The following is a 17,527-nucleotide window of genomic DNA, read 5'->3' as shown; positions in this document are numbered from 1 at the left end:
CATATGAATATGGAAGAAATAGTGGCCCTTAGTGTAAAGCATAACGTGTCGGATCTACACCTGTGCAATGCATGGCCTGCGCGTTGGCGCAGGCGTGGAAAAGTCGAAAGTGCGCCATTTACCGCGCCTGACGTAGAGAATCTGCTGATGTGCTGGCTCAGTGAGCAACAACAGGTACAGTTGCAGGAGCAGGGGCAGATTGATTTTGCCGTTACTCTGACAGACTCCCGGCGGCTGCGCGTCAGCGCATTTGCCCATCAACAGGGAACGTCGCTGGCGTTAAGACTGCTACCGCTGGATTGTCCTCATTTAGACGATCTCCAGACCCCCACGGTCATACTTGAACTGCTGCACAGTGAAAATGGATTAATTCTGGTGACGGGCGCCACCGGCAGCGGTAAATCTACGACCCTGGCGGCGATGGTGGAGTATCTTAATCAGCATAGTGAGGGACACATTCTGACGCTGGAAGATCCTATTGAATATCGCTACACCAGTCGACGTTGTCTGATTCAACAGCGGGAGGTGGGCGTACACTGCACCTCTTTTGCCGCCGGTTTGCGCGGTGCGTTACGCGAAGATCCTGACGTCATTTTGCTGGGCGAGCTGCGCGACGTGGAAACCATTCGGCTGGCATTAACGGCGGCGGAGACCGGACATCTGGTGCTGGCAACGTTACATACGCGCGGGGCGGTGCAGGCTATCGCACGGCTGGTGGATTCCTTTGCAGCAACAGAGAAAGATCCGGTGCGTAACCAGCTGGCAGACAGCCTGCGGGCGGTTCTTTCGCAAAAGCTGGAGGAGGATAAGCAGGGGGGACGCGTGGCGCTATTCGAGCTGCTCGTCAACACGCCCGCCGTGGGCAATTTGATCCGCGAAGGGAAAACACATCAGCTACCCAGCGTGATTCAAACCGGGCAGCAGACAGGTATGCAGTCGTTTGCACAAAGCAAGCAGCAGCGGCAGGCGCTGGGGCGGCTTTAGTAGCCCTGCTCGAAATAGCTTTCCAGGATAATAACGGCAGAAGCGGAGTCCACTTTGCCTTTATTCAATGCCCGATAACCGCCTTGCTCAAACAGGCCTGAGCGGGCTTCGACGGTGCTCAAACGTTCATCGTGCAGCGTTACGGTTACGCCAAAGCGACCATGAATGCGGTTAGCGAATTTACGCGCGCGCGCGGTAAGGGGCTGTTCGGTGCCATCCATGTTGAGCGGCAGGCCGACAATGATTTCATCCGGTTGCCACTCTTTCAGCAGGCGTTCAATCAAATTCCAGTCTGGCGTACCGTCCTGTGCTTTGATGGCGGGCAATGGCCTGGCCGTACCGGTAATACGCTGACCCACCGCGACGCCGATGCTTTTTGTACCAAAATCAAAAGAGAGTAATGTTCCGCTCATCATGCGTGTCCCGCCACGCCGGGCATGGTCTGAATATCTATCCCGATAAGTTTGGCTGCGTCGCGCCAGCGGTCGGCAATCGGCGTTTTAAACAGAATGTTGAGGTCGGCGGGGGCGGTGAGCCAGGCGTTATCCAGTAACTCTTGTTCCAGCTGGCCCTTTTCCCATGATGAATAGCCTAATGCCACCAGCACTTCGGACGGTTGCTCCTGCGTGCCCAGCGTTTCTAATACATCGCGGGAAGTCGTAATGATGGTGTTATCAGAGATGCGAATACTGGACGCAAAGCGCGACGGTGGGGTATGAAGAATAAATCCACGATCTTCTGCCAGCGGGCCGCCGAGCATCACGGGCTTATCCAGACGAATGGCCGGATCGCGTTCTTCTGGAGTAATCTTCAGCTTTTCCAGAATCCCTTCAATTTGTAAGTTTTCCAGAGGCTTATTGACGATAATCCCCATTGCACCGTTCTCATTGTGTTCGCAGATATACACCACGGAACGGCGGAAAATTGGATCCTGGAGAGCAGGCATGGCAATTAGAAAGTGATGCTGTAAATTCATTGTCAGAGGTTCTGTTTCCTGGTTCAAAAAAGCAACAGCGCCCAGTATGCGTACAAACAGGAGCGCTGTCACTATGAGTATTGGTAGGGTCCCTTCTACCGGCGAATTTTTTTATTTTTGCAGACGAGCTTCAATAGCGTCCATCAGCATACCGGTAATCGAAACCGGGAACTCCGCTTCAATCTCGCGAATACAAGTTGGGCTGGTGACGTTAATTTCCGTCAGACGATCGCCAATGATATCCAGACCGACAAAAATCAAACCTTTCGCTTTCAGCGTTGGCCCAATGCGACGGGCGATTTCCCAGTCACTGTCGGTTAAGGGACGCGGCTCGCCACGACCACCTGCAGCCAGGTTGCCCCGGGTTTCTCCACCCTGTGGAATACGCGCCAGGCAATATGGAACAGGTTCGCCATCGACCACCAGGACGCGTTTATCGCCATCTTTAATGGCCGGCAGATAGTTCTGCGCCATGCAGTAGCGGGTACCGTGCTCAGTCAGCGTTTCCGCAATAACGCCAAGGTTCGGATCGCCTTCCTTCACGCGGAAAATAGAGGCCCCGCCCATGCCGTCCAGCGGCTTAAGTATGATGTCGCTGTGTTTTTGCCAGAAGGCTTTCAACTGCGCTTTATTACGCGTGACCAGTGTTTCCGGCGTCAGGTCGGCAAACCATGCTGTGAACAACTTTTCGTTGCAATCGCGCAGGCTCTGCGGCTTGTTGACGATCAGTGTTCCTTTCTCTTCTGCACGTTCCAGAATATAGGTTGCGTAGATGAACTCGGTATCAAACGGCGGATCCTTACGCATCAGAATAACGTCCAGGTCTGCCAACGGGAGATCCTGCTCGCTTTTGAACTCATACCATTTGTCGTAGTTCTGCTCTACGCTCAGGGTACGCGTATGGGCGCGGGCCTCACCGTTAATCAGATAAAGATCGGCCATCTCCATATAATGAATTTCGTAACCGCGACGTTGTGCTTCCAGCAGCATAGCGAAGCTGGAATCTTTCTTGATGTTGATGCTTGCGATGGGATCCATCACGATGCCGAGCTTGATCATTGTTTTTCTCCGTTAGCCCAGATCGCCAAAACGCACCTGTAGCGCGGTAATGGCGGTGAGCGCAGTTGTCTCAGTACGCAGAACGCGAGGTCCTAACAGAATATCAGTAAACTGATACCGTGCGGTCATGGCAATTTCATCTGCCGACAACCCACCTTCCGGGCCAATCAGCAAGCGGATGCGCTCTACCGGGAGCGGCAGCGTGTTGATGCTGGCGCTGGCGCGAGGATGTAGATTGAGTTTCAGTCCTGCGTCCTGTTCTGCGCACCATGCTTCCAGATCCATTGCCGGGCGAATTTCAGGCACCCGATTACGACCGCACTGTTCGCAGGCGGCAATGGCGATTTTTTGCCACTGCTGGAGCTTCTTGTTCAGGCGTTCACTGTCCAGTTTAACGCCGCAACGCTCAGAAAAAAGTGGCGTAATGAGGCTTACACCCAGTTCGATCGATTTCTGGATAGTAAATTCCATTTTTTCACCGCGCGACATCACCTGACCCAGGTGGATATGCAACGGTGATTCCCGATCGTCGAGTTCTGCGTTAAGCACCTTCACCTCCACGCTTTTTTTACTGGCGTGGGTAATTTCGGCGTCGAATACCTGATTGCTGCCATCAAACAGCTGTAGCGGCTGGCCTGGCCCCATACGTAGTACGCGGCCGATATGGTTGGCAGCATCTTCACACAGTGAAATTTGGCTACCGGAAGTGAGTGGCTCTGGGTGATAAATGCGAGGAATGCGCATAGTTAAACATCCGCGTCATGGCCCTGGGCTGCAACAAGCCAGGGCATGGTTAAAAATATTGCCGCTAGTGTAGGTTAGCTCTTTTGCGCCTGGCAAGCGCGTTGCACATAGGGGTTATGATTCCCCTGTACCTTCGCGATGCGTTCGTCGCGCTCACACTCCCAGTCGGTGACCGGATACTGCTTATTCCAGGCGTTAAAAAGCTGGGTTTGCTGGCGGGAGAGCGTCAGGTTGTATTGGTCGCGCATATAAAAATAGGTACGCGCGATGGCGCCACGGGCGCGGGCAGGCGGTTCGGCAACTTTCTCTTTGAAATCAACCTTCATCTCGCACTGCCCATACTGGCCTTCGCCACCGTTCCACTGGCTGTACATAAAGTTTGCGCGATCGCCATTCACTTCACCTACCGCAGGCTGCAGGTTATGCATATCGCTTTCCATTTTGCGATAGACCGGATCTTTAGCGCAGTTTTTACGTCCTCCGTCCTGCCAGCACTGACGCTGATGACCAAACTGCCAGGCGGGGACAACGTGTTCCCATTCAATTCGACTGGCGCGGTTTTCGTTTTTTCGCACTTTATAGCCGCAGGATTCGAGGTCAACGACCCCTTTTTTGCCTTGCCAGTTAATTTTACAGCCACAATAGAAATCGCCAGGCGCATCGGCGTTAACTTTGACGCCCGCCGCTTTTGCCTGAGAAAAGCTGTTGATACCTTCGGCTAAAACCGGGCCTGAAAACGCAGCGGCTAACAGGGCGGCTGCAAAAGAAAGATTACGGTACATCACGAACTCCGTGTCAAAACGAGCCCGCAACGTAGCGAAAGTCATTCCTGTATGCAATCAGTTAGATCAGAAAAGTTCCTGATAATTCTGAAGATTATTCTGCAACCAGCGGTTCGCCGCAGTGAACGCAGCGGTAGGTGGCTTCACCGCGTACCACGCGGTTGTGGCGGCGGATGGTCAGTTGGTGTTCCTGACACTTACAGCGGTAAGTATAGGTCTTACGCTGCACGGATTGCAGTTCGAACTGATGCGTACGCCGGGCAGGTACGCCCAGTACGCTCTCCATCATCCATTTCCACTCTTTCCCGTGCGGCGGCACGCGGCCAAAATACTTCCACACCAGTAAATGCGCCAGTTCATGGGGCACCACTTCGTTAACGAACGCATCAACGTTCTCCATCAGCAGGACGGGATTCAGACGAATTTCGTAGGTTTGTAGCCACGCGGTGCCCGCAGCGGTTCCGCGCTGTTGGTAAACCAGCTTTGGCTCCGGGTAATTGCGTTCGAGCTTGAGATTGGCCTGAGCGAGTTTTTCCCGCAGGCTGCGCATAACGGCTTGCTGGATGGCGATAGGGAGACGGGAGGTTTTCATAACGCCAGAGGATAGTGCGACAGGGAAGGGACTGCAAGAGGAAGGCTTCCCCCCGTGGGGAGGAAGCCTTAGTGATTAGTCGTGTGCGCCAATTTCGCGCAGTTTACGGCCTTTCATCAGGTTACGTTCAATGTGTTCCAGAGAGACATTTTTCGTTTCAGGGATCAGCCACAGAGTCAGGAAGATGAACAGGACGTTCAGACCACCGTAGACCCAGAAAGTGTTGGCACTGCCCAGCGAGTTCAGCATCGTCAGGAAGGTTGCACCGACGATCATATTGGCAATCCAGTTGGTTGCAGTAGAGCAGGTGATACCGAAATCGCGGCCTTTCAGCGGTTGGATTTCAGAGCACAGCACCCAAATCAGCGGACCGGCGCTCATGGCAAAGCCAACGATAAACATCAGCAGCATCAGTACAGCGAAGTATTGCGCGGCCGCCGAGTGAATGCCCACGTGCATCATTGTACCCAGCACGCCCATACCGACGGCCATGACGATAAAGCCGAGGATCAGTGTTGGTTTACGGCCCCAGCGGTCAACCAGGCCAATGGCGATAAAGGTGGCCAGCACGTTGGTCAGACCGACAATAACCGTCCCCCACATCTGCTCGGTGGTGTTGGTGTAACCCGCCAGTTCAAAGATTTTTGGCGCGTAATACATAATGACGTTCATCCCGGTGAACTGCTGCATCACCTGCAACAGAACGCCAAGGAATACCGCGCGGCGGAAGTTGCTGTTTTCTTTAAACAGCGCCCAGCCGCTCTGCTTCACCTGCAGGCTTTCACGAATTTCATCCAGCTCGCGTTTGGCTTCTGCGCTGGTATCACGCAGACGCAATAGAACACGTTCAGCATCAACAAAACGACGTTTAGCCGCAAACCAGCGTGGACTGTCTGGCAGGAAGATGACGCCAATTAGCAGCAGCAGGGCAGGGATGATGATTACGCCCAGCATCCAGCGCCATGCGCCGCTGTAGCTAAACGCCGTATCGGAAAGATACGCACCTAAAATACCGATGGTGATCATCAACTGATACATAGAGATCATGCTGCCGCGAATTTTTTCCGGGGCGATTTCAGACAGGTACAACGGCGCGGTATAAGACGCAACGCCTACCGCAAGGCCGAGCAGCACGCGGGAAACCAGCAGTACTTCAACGTTTGGCGCTGCGGCGGAGAACAGTGAACCGGCAACAAACAGAATTGCGCCGATCATCAGGCTCTTTTTGCGCCCCAGTTTGAAGGAGAGCCAACCGCTGCCGACGGCACCCACAGCAGCACCGAACATCATAGAACTCACCACCCATTCCTGAGTGTGTGGGGTAATTTGGAACTCGTCGGTGATGAATGGCAAAGCTCCAGCAATAACACCGATATCCAGGCCAAAAAGTAATCCAGCCAGGGCTGCAAGAAAGCAGACAAAAAATGTCATGGCTTTGTTGGAACGCCCCGTTTTTTTATTGTCAGGCATGATGCCCTCCGGTTGGGTAGCTAGTTTTGTTGATGTTAAGGGTAGGTGAGTACGGAGTAAAAAAATGCGAATCACATCACATTAGTGTAATCGGTTACACTAATATTTATATGGGTTATTGTTTATATATATGAAAAATAAAGCTATTTATTTTGCCGAAATAAAGTTAATTGCCTGAATTTAAGACAATGCTGAATTGTAATGTAACGACGATGCAATCATAGTCACAAGGAGATGTTTATTCAGTTTGGATTGAAATTCTGCGGTATGTAATCGCTTTCATTTGTTGTTTAAAACAAGGGAACTTAGCATTGTTCTGGCGATGGGGTATGGAAAAGAAAAGGACATAAAAAAGACCAGCGCGAGGCTGGTCTTCATAAGCGTTGAACTGTGGGGAAATTACTTCAGACCAGCAGCTTCACGCAGCAACTGCGCCTTGTCGGTTTTTTCCCATGGGAAATGCTCGCGACCAAAGTGGCCGTAAGCGGCAGTTTCTTTGTAAATCGGGTGCAGCAGATCCAGCATCTGAATCAGGCCATACGGACGCAGGTCGAAGAACTCGCGAACCAGCAGGGTCAGTTGCTCAGAAGGCACTTTTTCAGTACCGAACGTTTCTACCATGATCGAAGTCGGTTCAGCCACGCCGATTGCGTAAGAAACTTGAATCTCGCAGCGGTCAGCCAGACCTGCGGCGACAATGTTTTTCGCGACGTAACGGGCTGCATAGGCTGCGGAACGGTCAACTTTAGACGGATCCTTACCAGAGAATGCGCCGCCGCCATGGCGCGCCATGCCGCCGTAGGTATCAACGATGATTTTACGACCTGTCAGGCCACAGTCGCCCATTGGACCGCCGATAACGAAACGACCAGTTGGGTTGATGAAGAACTTGGTCGATGCGGTCAGCCATTCAGTCGGCAGTACCGGCTTGATGATCTCTTCCATAACGGCTTCTTGCAGCGATTTCTGATCGATGTCTTCAGAGTGCTGAGTCGACAGAACAACCGCATCAATACCGACGATTTTGCCATCGTCATACTGGAAGGTAACCTGACTTTTTGCATCCGGACGCAGCCAGGATAAGGTGCCGTTTTTACGCACTTCAGCCTGACGCTGCACCAGACGGTGAGCATAGGTAATCGGGGCTGGCATCAGTACATCGGTTTCATTGGTTGCATAACCAAACATCAGACCCTGGTCGCCTGCACCCTGCTCCAGCGGATCGGCACGGTCAACACCCTGGTTGATGTCCGGAGACTGTTTACCAATCGCGCTCAGTACCGCACAAGAGTTGGCGTCAAAGCCCATGTCGGAATGCACATAGCCAATTTCGCGAACCGTGTTACGGGTGATCTCTTCGATATCAACCCATGCGCTGGTGGTGATCTCACCGCCAACTAAAACCATACCGGTTTTGACGTAGGTTTCGCAGGCAACGCGTGCTTTCGGATCCTGCTCAAGGATTGCGTCCAGCACGGCATCAGAGATTTGGTCAGCGATTTTGTCAGGATGCCCTTCTGATACGGACTCGGACGTAAAAAGGTGTTTTGCCATATTTAATTTCACCTAAGGAGAATTTGGTTAGCTCAAACTGTCGAGTGGAATAGCCATGTGTAGAAGATTCTACCATGAGTCTGCAGATGACGGACACTGGCAGTCTGAGTGTTAATCGGTATAGATGGATTAACATCTGGACGGCTATTTTAGGACAGTTCTTCGTCTGATTTCCAGCTTTTTTTGATTGAGGTCGCATTGTACTGAAAATGTAACTGGAAATTTTTCCTGACGGTGCTGGCAATGTGCGTATTTATCTTTTGCTTTTTATGTTCCATATCGGTATAAAACGCGGCGCGCGGCTCATACAAAAAGCACACGACGTTTTCATCGTGTTGCCACTTCCAGCCGGGTTAAGACGTTAGCTTTGGCTTGTGGGTTCGTTCCGTCAGGAGCAACCGTGGAGGTGATACGAGATAATGAACCGTTGTATTCTGCTGAATCTGTCGCACCGTTCTGGTGTACATATGTTCCCCGCAATCTGCATCTCTGCTTTGCATACCTGTCGATGTTATATACACAAAATCATTCATGTTGCGTCGAGGCGGCAAGTGAATGAGTCCCCTGAACGTACGAGTAGTACGTGACTGGGGCGAATGAGCGTAGCCAACAAAGAGGCTGCATGAAGGATGAAGTGTATACCCATCTCGGCGTATCTCAGGACTCAAGAGCCGGCTACGGTCACTAAGAACTGAACAAGGGCGCTCTTGGTAAACAAGAGTTTTCTCGTGGTTTCGCCGAACCGTCAGCATTAAGTTCGGTTACGTGTTTACATTGATATGAAAAAGAAACCGGTCGCACAGTCGGAGCGTCAGCACTATCTGCTGCAAATTCTGCCTGTATTTGGGTTGTTATCGCGTCTATGGATTGCGATAGTAGTCAACTGTTTTACACTTGTTAATAAAATTTGAGGTTCGCTATGTCTGACGACATTTCTTTGGGTTCGCCTTCGTCAGCAGGCGAACACGGTGTACTACGCTCCATGCAGGAGGTTGCAATGAGTTCCGAGGAAGCCAGCAAGATGCTGCGTACTTACAATATTGCTTGGTGGGGTAATAACTACTATGACGTCAATGAGCTGGGCCACATCAGCGTGTGCCCGGATCCGGACGTACCAGAAGCGCGCGTTGACCTTGCTGAGTTGGTGAAAGCCCGTGAAGCGCAGGGGCAGCGTCTGCCTGCATTATTCTGCTTCCCGCAGATCCTGCAACACCGTCTGCGTTCGATTAACGCGGCGTTTAAACGCGCCCGTGAATCTTATGGCTACAACGGCGACTATTTTCTCGTTTACCCGATCAAGGTCAACCAGCACCGTCGCGTGATTGAATCGCTGATCCACTCCGGCGAACCGCTGGGGCTGGAAGCTGGTTCCAAAGCTGAATTGATGGCCGTTCTGGCCCATGCCGGAATGACCCGTAGCGTGATCGTGTGTAACGGTTATAAAGACCGCGAATATATCCGTCTGGCGCTGATTGGCGAGAAGATGGGCCATAAGGTCTATCTGGTCATCGAGAAAATGTCTGAAATCGCTATCGTGCTGGATGAAGCTGAACGCCTGAATGTCGTTCCGCGTCTGGGCGTGCGTGCGCGTCTGGCGTCGCAGGGCTCTGGCAAGTGGCAGTCCTCCGGCGGTGAAAAATCAAAATTCGGCCTGGCGGCAAACCAGGTGCTGCAACTGGTAGAAATTCTGCGCGAGCGTGGTCGTCTGGACAGCATCCAGTTGCTGCACTTCCATCTCGGCTCCCAAATGGCGAACATTCGTGATATCGCCACCGGCGTACGTGAATCGGCGCGTTTCTACGTTGAGCTGCACAAGCTGGGCGTCAATATCCAGTGCTTCGACGTGGGCGGTGGTCTGGGCGTGGATTACGAAGGTACCCGTTCGCAGTCTGACTGTTCCGTAAACTACGGTTTGAACGAATACGCCAACAACATCATCTGGGCTATTGGCGACGCCTGTGAAGAACACGGTCTGCCGCATCCGACGGTAATCACCGAGTCTGGCCGCGCGGTAACCGCGCACCATACCGTGCTGGTATCTAACATCATTGGCGTTGAGCGTAGCGAAATCACCGAAGCGACGCCTCCGGCAGACAACGCGCCACGTTCCCTGCAAAGCATGTGGGAAACCTGGCAAGAGATGCATGAACCGGGAACCCGTCGTTCGCTGCGTGAATGGCTGCACGACAGCCAGATGGATCTGCACGATATTCACGTTGGGTACTCTTCAGGCACCTTTAGCCTGCAGGAGCGTGCGTGGGCAGAGCAGCTGTATCTGAACATGTGCCATGAAGTGCAGAAACAACTCGACCCGAGCAACCGTGCGCACCGTCCGATTATCGACGAGCTGCAGGAGCGTATGGCGGATAAGATTTACGTCAACTTCTCGCTGTTCCAGTCGATGCCGGATGCGTGGGGGATCGATCAGCTGTTCCCGGTCATGCCGCTGGAGGGCTTAAACCAGGTGCCTGAACGCCGCGCGGTGCTGTTGGATATCACCTGTGACTCTGATGGCGCTATCGACCACTACGTTGACGGTGATGGCATTGCGACCACCATGCCGATGCCGGAATACGACCCTGAGAACCCACCGATGCTGGGCTTCTTTATGGTGGGTGCGTACCAGGAGATCCTCGGCAACATGCACAACTTGTTTGGTGATACCGAAGCGGTTGACGTGTTCGTCTTCCCTGACGGCAGCGTAGAAGTTGAGCTGTCCGACGAAGGGGATACCGTGGCGGATATGCTGCAATACGTGCAGCTGGATCCGAACACCCTGCTGACGCAGTTCCGTGACCAGGTGAAAAACACCGATCTGGACGCTGAGCTGCAACAGCAGTTCCTCGAAGAGTTTGAAGCCGGTCTGTACGGTTATACTTATCTGGAAGATGAGTAACGATAAATGTCAGGTGGCGCTGCGCTTACCGTTCCTACGAAAGTAGGCCGGATAAGGCGAAGCCGCCATCCGGCAGTCGGAATCCGCGGGGGCAGCATTTGTGGCACTCACTTGAATCCGTACAAAATAACGGCGATAATTTGCCGTAAATATGCAGTTACCAAATCAATCCCTTCCTCGTCGGGCTTAACGACGCGGAGGGGATTTTTTTTCACCGATTTTAAAAGAGGTCAGTACATGAGCACCTTAGGTCATCAATACGACAACTCCCTGGTTTCTAACGCCTTTGGTTTTTTGCGTCTGCCGATGAACTTCATGCCTTACGACAGCGACGCCGATTGGGTGATCACCGGCGTACCGTTTGATATGGCAACGTCAGGTCGCGCGGGTGGCCGCCATGGTCCGGCGGCGATCCGTCAGGTTTCCACCAACCTGGCCTGGGAACACAACCGCTTCCCGTGGGACTTCGATATGCGCGAGCGTCTGAACGTGGTGGACTGCGGCGATCTGGTTTATGCGTTCGGGGATGCGCGTGAAATGAGTGAAAAATTGCAGGCGCATGCTGAGAAGCTGCTGTCTGCCGGTAAGCGTATGCTCTCCTTTGGCGGCGACCACTTTGTCACGCTGCCGCTGCTGCGCGCGCACGCCAAGCACTTTGGTAAAATGGCGCTGGTACACTTTGATGCCCACACCGACACCTACGCGAACGGCTGCGAATTCGACCACGGCACGATGTTCTACACTGCGCCTAACGAAGGTCTGATCGATCCGAATCACTCTGTGCAGATCGGTATTCGTACCGAGTTCGACAAAGATAATGGTTTTACCGTGCTGGATGCGTGCCAGGTTAACGACCGCAGCGTTGATGACATTATTGCCCAGGTTAAGCAGATTGTCGGTGATATGCCAGTGTATCTGACTTTTGATATCGACTGCCTGGATCCGGCGTTTGCACCCGGAACCGGTACGCCAGTGATCGGTGGTCTGACTTCCGATCGTGCAATTAAACTGGTACGTGGTCTGAAAGATCTGAACATCGTCGGGATGGATGTTGTTGAAGTGGCTCCGGCCTACGATCAGTCAGAGATCACCGCACTGGCGGCGGCAACGTTAGCGTTGGAGATGCTGTATATCCAGGCGGCGAAAAAAGGCGAGTAAGCTGTTTTTTGCCGGATGGCGCTGCGCTTATCCGGCCTACATTGTTGCTGAATTTGTAGGCCGGATAAGGCGTTCACGCCGCCATCCGGCACTGTTCGAAGATTATTTGATCCCGTCTGCGCTCATGCGATCGCGAATATGTTGCGCACGTTCTGCGGATGCCGGGTGATCGTCAAACATTGAGCTTTGGCGTCCTGCTTCCAGTTTTGCCAGTTTCTCAAAGCTGGTGGCTAAGCCGGCTGGATTGATCCCACGTTTGCGCAACAAATCATACGAGTAATCATCCGCTTCGGACTCCTGGCGCTGGGAGAACTGTGAGTTCACCAGCTTTTCGCCGATATCGCCCAATTGCGACTGCGACAGGCTGCCGACAATACCGCCAGCGGAAGCCGCTGCTGCCCGCACGGCGTTCGTACCCAGCGCAACCTGCATCCCTTTTTTCACGTGACCCAGCGCAACGTGGCCCATTTCGTGGCCGATCACCGCTTCGACTTCGTTGTCGGTCATCATATCCATCAGGCCGCTGTATACGCGGATACAGCCGTTCGCCATGGCAAAGGCATTCACATCTTTCGCCATATACACTTTGTAGTTCACCGGCTGACCGTTAATGTTATCGCCAAGCGCGGCGGCTATTTTGCCAAGACGCGTAGCGTACTCGCTGCCGCTCGGAGCGATAGTAGCCTTGCTGTCCATATCTTTACAGGCCTGATCGCTCAGCGCTTTTACCTGAGCATCGCTCAGACTGTAGGCCTGAAAAGCCTCCGCGCCCGAAGAAAGCAGCCCGTTTGAGTCCATGTTCTGGCAGCCGGTCAAAGCCGCTGCCATGCTCGTAGCAAGCAGTAAAGCGCGAATTTTCATTTTTTCTCTTCCGCACAAGGTCAGGATTATTCTAAAAAATGCGTCGTTTACAGGTGAACCGACGCTCGGCCTAAGTATAAAGAAAAGAACAATAAGCGGGCGAGAAGATTGCGCAACTTTCACGCATGATCCAGAGATTTCTGAAGCGGTAAAAGGATGCTCCATGTACATGACACGCGGCTTGGGTTACATTGTTGGCACTTTTTTCCGGCGTAGCCCAAAACGCGCTGTCGTCAAGTCGTTTAGGGCGTGGCCTTCATTATCCGATCTGGAGTCAAAATGTCCTCACGTAAAGAGCTTGCCAATGCTATTCGTGCGCTGAGCATGGACGCAGTACAGAAAGCCAAATCCGGTCACCCGGGTGCCCCGATGGGTATGGCTGACATTGCCGAAGTCCTGTGGCGTGATTTCCTGAACCACAACCCGACTAACCCGTCCTGGGCTGACCGTGACCGCTTCGTGCTGTCTAACGGCCACGGTTCAATGCTGATTTACAGCCTGCTGCACCTCACCGGCTATGATCTGCCGATGTCCGAGCTGCAGAACTTCCGTCAGCTGCACTCCAAAACGCCGGGCCACCCGGAAGTGGGCTACACCGCGGGTGTTGAAACCACGACCGGTCCTCTGGGTCAGGGCATTGCGAATGCAGTGGGTATGGCTATCGCTGAAAAAACGCTGGCGGCGCAGTTTAACCGTCCTGGTCACGACATCGTTGATCACTTCACTTATGCTTTCATGGGCGACGGCTGCATGATGGAAGGTATCTCTCACGAGGTATGTTCCCTGGCCGGTACGCTGAAGCTGGGTAAACTGGTTGCGTTCTATGATGACAACGGCATCTCTATCGATGGTCACGTTGAAGGCTGGTTCACCGATGACACCGCGAAGCGTTTCGAAGCTTACGGCTGGCACGTGGTTCGTGGCGTAGATGGTCACGATGCTGACGCGATTAAACGCGCAGTTGAAGAAGCTCGCGCAGTAACCGACAAACCATCCCTGCTGATGTGCAAAACCATCATCGGTTTCGGTTCCCCGAACAAAGCCGGTACTCACGACTCTCACGGTGCGCCGCTGGGTGATGCAGAAATCGCGCTGACCCGCGAACAGCTGGGCTGGAAATACGCGCCGTTCGAAATCCCGTCTGAAATCTACGCGCAGTGGGATGCGAAAGAAGCCGGCCAGGCAAAAGAAGCCGCATGGAACGAGAAGTTCGCTGCTTATGCCAAAGCTTTCCCGCAGGAAGCTGCTGAATTCACCCGTCGTATGAAAGGTGAAATGCCGTCTGATTTCGACGCGAAAGCCAACGAGTTCATTGCTAAGCTGCAGGCTAACCCGGCGAAAATCGCCAGCCGTAAAGCGTCTCAGAACGCGATTGAAGCCTTCGGTCCATGGCTTCCTGAATTCCTCGGCGGCTCCGCTGACCTCGCGCCATCTAACCTGACTCTGTGGTCTGGTTCTAAGGCCATCAACGAAGATACCGCCGGTAACTACATCCATTACGGTGTACGTGAATTCGGTATGACCGCTATCGCAAACGGCATTTCCCTGCACGGTGGTTTCCTACCGTACACCTCCACCTTCCTGATGTTCGTGGAATATGCTCGTAACGCGGTGCGTATGGCTGCGCTGATGAAACAGCGTCAGGTGATGGTCTACACCCACGACTCCATCGGTCTGGGTGAAGATGGCCCGACTCACCAGCCGGTAGAGCAGGTTGCTTCTCTGCGTGTGACTCCGAACATGAGCACATGGCGTCCGTGTGATCAGGTTGAATCCGCAGTGGCGTGGAAATACGGCGTTGAGCGTCAGGACGGCCCGACCGCGCTGATCCTCTCCCGCCAGAACCTGGCACAGCAGGAACGTACCGCAGAGCAACTGGCGAATATCGCTCGCGGTGGCTACGTGCTGAAAGATTGCGCGGGCCAGCCGGAGCTGATCTTCATCGCCACCGGTTCTGAAGTTGAACTGGCTGTTGCGGCATGGGAGAAACTGACTGCCGAAGGTGTGAAGGCGCGTGTGGTCTCCATGCCGTCTACCGATGCGTTCGACAAACAGGATGCCGCCTACCGCGAATCCGTACTGCCGAAAGCCGTTTCTGCTCGCGTCGCTATCGAGGCTGGCATTGCGGACTACTGGTTCAAATACGTGGGTCTGAACGGTGCCATCGTCGGGATGACTACTTTTGGTGAGTCTGCACCGGCAGAACTGCTGTTTGAAGAATTCGGCTTCACCGTAGACAACGTGGTCGCGAAAGCAAAAGAACTGCTGTAACTTCGATTACAGGTGAAAACGGGTCGCTCAGGCGGCCCGTTTTTTAATCGGATTAAATTTAATTTCCTCTGTGCAACTCCCTGTTGTGGATCTGAGTCACAAATATGATATTTAGTGTTATTTGGAATTTGTAATGCATATCACATAATTAATGTTGCATTTTGTTTTTCTATTCTCAACCAACTGTTTTTAAAGGCTTCACAAAAAGACATTCCGCGCTGCACGTATTTTCCCCCTCGATTGATTTCATTTTGCCGTACGCGTATTTTATTTTTAACGTTAACTCGTACCCTAAAAATAAAATAAGGAAAATGTATGCGGCTGATTGATTACTTTCCCGAATCATCTATTTCATTAAAAGATTCAGCAAAGAACTGGCAGGAGGCAATTGACTTTTCTATGTCGTCCTTGCTCGCCAATCATTATGTCAATTCAAATTATATTCAGGCGATCAAAGACTCAACGATTAACAATGGTCCTTATTATATTTTAGCGCCTGGTGTCGCTATGCCACACGCTCGTCCGGAATGTGGTGCGTTAAAAACCGGAATGTCATTAACGCTTCTCAAACAGGAAGTGAAATTTTCCGAAGAAGATGAAGGCATCAGATTATTAATCGGATTGTCGGCGGCAAATGCTGACTCTCACATTGGCGCTATTCAGGCTTTAAGTGAATTATTATGTGAAGAGGAAGCGCTAACCGCTTTGTTAGCGGCTAAATCAGAAAAACAACTGGCGGATATTATCGCCTTCGCATAATTCATCGTTTCCTTTCAGGATATTATTATGGAAAACAAGTCTGCTCGTGCCAAAGTCCAGGCTTTTGGTGGGTTTTTGACTGCAATGGTCATTCCCAACATCGGCGCATTTATTGCCTGGGGTTTTATAACCGCATTGTTTATTCCTACTGGTTGGATGCCGAATGAGCATTTCGCCAAAATTGTCGGCCCGATGATTACTTATTTACTGCCCGTCATGATTGGCTCCACCGGTGGGCATCTGGTTGGCGGGAAACGTGGCGCGGTAATGGGAGGCATTGGTTCTATTGGCGTTATTGTTGGCGCGGATATCCCGATGTTCCTTGGCGCGATGGTGATGGGGCCGCTTGGCGGTTGGGTGATTAAGCATATCGACCGCCTGCTGGAAAAACGCATCCCCGCTGGTTTCGAGATGGTTATCAATAACTTCTCTCTGGGTATTGCGGGAATGCTCTTATGTTTGCTGGGATTCGAAGTTATTGGCCCGGCGGTTCTCATTGCCAACAATTTTGTGAAGGAGTGTATTGAAGCGTTGGTTCATGCGGGTTACCTGCCGTTGCTATCTGTAATCAATGAGCCCGCGAAAATCCTCTTTTTGAATAATGCTATCGATCAGGGTGTCTATTATCCGTTGGGAATGCAGCAAGCTTCTGAAACGGGAAAATCGATTTTCTTTATGGTGGCATCCAACCCTGGGCCGGGGTTAGGCCTGTTACTCAGCTTTGCCATTTTTGGTAAAGGGATGAGTAAAAAATCCGCGCCAGGCGCCATGATTATCCACTTCCTTGGTGGTATTCATGAACTGTATTTCCCGTATGTGCTGATGAAGCCTTTAACCCTGATTGCGATGATTGCCGGGGGAATGAGCGGGACGTGGGTATTCCACCTGTTGGACGGTGGGTTGGTTGCAGGGCCGAGCCCAGGATCAATATTTGCCTATCTGGCATTAACGCCAAAAGGTTCTTTTCTCGCGACCATTGCAGGCGTTACAGCGGGAACCATTGTTACTTTTGTGATTACCTCTGTAATCCTGAAAATGGAAAAGAGTGTAGAAACAGAAACTGAAGATGACTTCGCTGAATCAGCCAGAACCGTCAAGGCGATGAAACAGGAAGGTAAGTTCTCTTATAAAAATATTAAACGCGTTGCTTTCGTCTGTGATGCGGGAATGGGTTCCAGCGCGATGGGGGCTACAACGTTTCGTAAGCGTCTGGAGAAAGCGGGATTGAATATTAATGTAACGCACTATGCTATCGAAAACGTTCCGCAAGATGCAGATGTTATTGTAACCCATGCCAGTCTTGAAGGTCGTGTTAAACGTGTGAGTGAAAAGCCATTAGTGCTGATTAAAAACTATATTGGTGATCCTCTGTTGGACGATTTATTTAAACGCATTACTGCGAACTAGCCTTCTTCTATTTT

General features: G+C 52.2%; 17 protein-coding genes and 1 pseudogene. 9 read left to right on the top strand and 9 right to left on the bottom strand.

Annotated features, from left to right (window positions below; translation table 11 throughout):
- Positions 1 to 3 precede the first annotated feature (3 nt).
- The gene (locus tag ACU8YC_RS15520) at positions 4 to 984 is read left to right on the top strand and encodes a type IV pilus twitching motility protein PilT (RefSeq protein ID WP_446895516.1); all 981 of its coding nucleotides are present in this window, start codon (positions 4 to 6) and stop codon (positions 982 to 984) included.
- Here the strand turns inward: ACU8YC_RS15520 and ruvX are convergent.
- The 8 genes from ruvX to metK all read right to left on the bottom strand — a co-directional run bounded on the left by ruvX (position 981) and on the right by metK (position 8,161).
- Entirely contained in the window at positions 981 to 1,397 is a 417-nt protein-coding gene (gene ruvX, locus ACU8YC_RS15515) for a Holliday junction resolvase RuvX (RefSeq protein ID WP_006686843.1), read from the bottom strand. The genes ACU8YC_RS15520 and ruvX overlap by 4 nt on opposite strands.
- Entirely contained in the window at positions 1,397 to 1,960 is a 564-nt protein-coding gene (locus tag ACU8YC_RS15510; protein WP_003027086.1) for a YqgE/AlgH family protein, read from the bottom strand. Before ACU8YC_RS15510 ends, ruvX begins: the two co-directional genes overlap by 1 nt.
- A gap of 111 nt (positions 1,961 to 2,071) precedes the next feature.
- Positions 2,072 to 3,019, bottom strand: coding sequence for a glutathione synthase (gshB, locus tag ACU8YC_RS15505; RefSeq protein WP_003027083.1), 948 nt, complete (start codon positions 3,017 to 3,019; stop codon positions 2,072 to 2,074).
- A 12-nt stretch (positions 3,020 to 3,031) separates the two neighbouring features.
- Complete coding sequence (rsmE, locus tag ACU8YC_RS15500) at positions 3,032 to 3,763, bottom strand: 16S rRNA (uracil(1498)-N(3))-methyltransferase (protein WP_187253186.1); 732 nt, start codon at positions 3,761 to 3,763, stop codon at positions 3,032 to 3,034.
- A gap of 74 nt (positions 3,764 to 3,837) precedes the next feature.
- Positions 3,838 to 4,545: a deoxyribonuclease I gene (gene endA, locus ACU8YC_RS15495; RefSeq protein WP_187258986.1), complete on the bottom strand. Its 708-nt coding sequence runs from the start codon at positions 4,543 to 4,545 to the stop codon at positions 3,838 to 3,840.
- A gap of 94 nt (positions 4,546 to 4,639) precedes the next feature.
- The gene (locus tag ACU8YC_RS15490) at positions 4,640 to 5,137 is read right to left on the bottom strand and encodes a SprT family zinc-dependent metalloprotease (RefSeq protein WP_151218352.1); all 498 of its coding nucleotides are present in this window, start codon (positions 5,135 to 5,137) and stop codon (positions 4,640 to 4,642) included.
- A gap of 75 nt (positions 5,138 to 5,212) precedes the next feature.
- On the bottom strand, positions 5,213 to 6,607 hold the full coding sequence (gene galP, locus ACU8YC_RS15485) for a galactose/proton symporter (protein WP_069324803.1): 1,395 nt from the start codon (positions 6,605 to 6,607) through the stop codon (positions 5,213 to 5,215).
- 399 nt (positions 6,608 to 7,006) lie between these two features.
- Positions 7,007 to 8,161 (bottom strand): methionine adenosyltransferase, encoded by a 1,155-nt coding sequence (gene metK, locus ACU8YC_RS15480; protein ID WP_151218350.1) that lies wholly within the window; start codon positions 8,159 to 8,161, stop codon positions 7,007 to 7,009.
- 419 nt (positions 8,162 to 8,580) lie between these two features.
- Here metK and ACU8YC_RS15475 point away from each other — a divergent pair.
- From ACU8YC_RS15475 to speB, 5 genes and pseudogenes are all read left to right on the top strand, one after another.
- Positions 8,581 to 8,682 (top strand): annotated as a pseudogene (locus ACU8YC_RS15475) (hypothetical protein); the annotation flags it as partial.
- Between the two features lie 101 nt (positions 8,683 to 8,783).
- The gene (locus ACU8YC_RS15470; protein ID WP_420869114.1) at positions 8,784 to 8,849 is read left to right on the top strand and encodes a hypothetical protein; all 66 of its coding nucleotides are present in this window, start codon (positions 8,784 to 8,786) and stop codon (positions 8,847 to 8,849) included.
- A gap of 91 nt (positions 8,850 to 8,940) precedes the next feature.
- Entirely contained in the window at positions 8,941 to 9,072 is a 132-nt protein-coding gene (gene yqgB / locus ACU8YC_RS15465; protein WP_151218349.1) for an acid stress response protein YqgB, read from the top strand.
- A gap of 8 nt (positions 9,073 to 9,080) precedes the next feature.
- On the top strand, positions 9,081 to 11,057 hold the full coding sequence (gene speA, locus ACU8YC_RS15460) for a biosynthetic arginine decarboxylase (RefSeq protein WP_414078053.1): 1,977 nt from the start codon (positions 9,081 to 9,083) through the stop codon (positions 11,055 to 11,057).
- A gap of 237 nt (positions 11,058 to 11,294) precedes the next feature.
- A complete protein-coding gene (speB, locus tag ACU8YC_RS15455) occupies positions 11,295 to 12,215 on the top strand; it encodes an agmatinase (RefSeq protein WP_278238378.1) in 921 nt (306 codons plus the stop codon).
- 102 nt (positions 12,216 to 12,317) lie between these two features.
- Here speB and loiP read toward each other — a convergent pair whose 3' ends face one another.
- Complete coding sequence (loiP, locus tag ACU8YC_RS15450; protein ID WP_151218347.1) at positions 12,318 to 13,076, bottom strand: metalloprotease LoiP; 759 nt, start codon at positions 13,074 to 13,076, stop codon at positions 12,318 to 12,320.
- A 279-nt stretch (positions 13,077 to 13,355) separates the two neighbouring features.
- Between loiP and tkt the strand changes: the two genes are divergently transcribed.
- The 3 genes from tkt to ACU8YC_RS15435 all read left to right on the top strand — a co-directional run bounded on the left by tkt (position 13,356) and on the right by ACU8YC_RS15435 (position 17,513).
- Positions 13,356 to 15,347, top strand: coding sequence for a transketolase (gene tkt / locus ACU8YC_RS15445; protein WP_187253181.1), 1,992 nt, complete (start codon positions 13,356 to 13,358; stop codon positions 15,345 to 15,347).
- Between the two features lie 315 nt (positions 15,348 to 15,662).
- Positions 15,663 to 16,106 carry a PTS mannitol transporter subunit IIA gene (gene cmtB, locus ACU8YC_RS15440; protein ID WP_446895515.1) on the top strand — a complete coding sequence of 148 codons (444 nt, stop codon included), beginning with the start codon at positions 15,663 to 15,665 and terminating at the stop codon, positions 16,104 to 16,106.
- A gap of 27 nt (positions 16,107 to 16,133) precedes the next feature.
- Positions 16,134 to 17,513, top strand: coding sequence for a PTS mannitol transporter subunit IICB (locus ACU8YC_RS15435; RefSeq protein WP_446895514.1), 1,380 nt, complete (start codon positions 16,134 to 16,136; stop codon positions 17,511 to 17,513).
- Positions 17,514 to 17,527 lie beyond the last annotated feature (14 nt).

The organism is Citrobacter sp. VF227, assembly GCF_052950715.1.
The sequence above is the reverse complement of the archived record's forward strand: the minus strand, read 5'-3'. Positions and strand labels throughout refer to the sequence as shown.